Source organism: Lamprobacter sp. (assembly GCF_034860625.1).
GTDB lineage: Bacteria > Pseudomonadota > Gammaproteobacteria > Chromatiales > Chromatiaceae > Lamprobacter.
Genome location: NZ_JAYESN010000746.1, coordinates 1 through 538, shown reverse-complemented (window position 1 = coordinate 538; position 538 = coordinate 1). Strand labels below are relative to the sequence as shown.

Sequence of the window (538 nt, the reverse complement as noted above, 5' to 3'; positions counted from 1 at the left end):
CCCAGCTCGACCAATACACCGACCTCAGCGCCGAGCAACAACAGCAGATCGAGCAGCGCCTGCCCGAGGAGGCCCACCGCGGCTTCCGTGGCATGTACCTTGAGACCGCCCAGCGGCTCAAACAGCAGCGCGACCAAGGCGGTGATGACGGCGACGGGCCAGACCCCGTCGAGCAACTCGACTTCGAGTTCGTGCTCTTCGCCTCTAGCCTCATCGACTACGACTACATCATGCAGCTGGTTGCGCGCTACACCCAGGAGCCGCCCGGCAAGCAGACCATGAGCCGCGAGCAGATCATCCAGCTCCTCTGCGCCAACAGCAATCTGATGGAGGAACGCGAAGAGATCATCGCTTATCTCAACACCCTGGAAGCGGGCAAAGGGCATGGTGGCATCGAAGACATCCGAGGCCGCTACCAGGTATTCAAGGCGCAGAAGGCCGAGGACGCACTGAGCGCCATCGCCGAGCAGCACGGGCTTGCGCCTGCCGCCCTGCAAGGCTTCGTCGACGGCGTGCTCGATCGGCTGATCTTCGACGG

General features: G+C 63.4%; 1 protein-coding gene. It reads left to right on the top strand.

Going from position 1 to position 538, the window contains the following annotated elements:
* Nucleotides 1-538 (top strand): type I restriction endonuclease subunit R, EcoR124 family (locus VBE63_RS31110; RefSeq protein WP_416274768.1); only part of this gene is annotated, 538 nt, incomplete at both ends.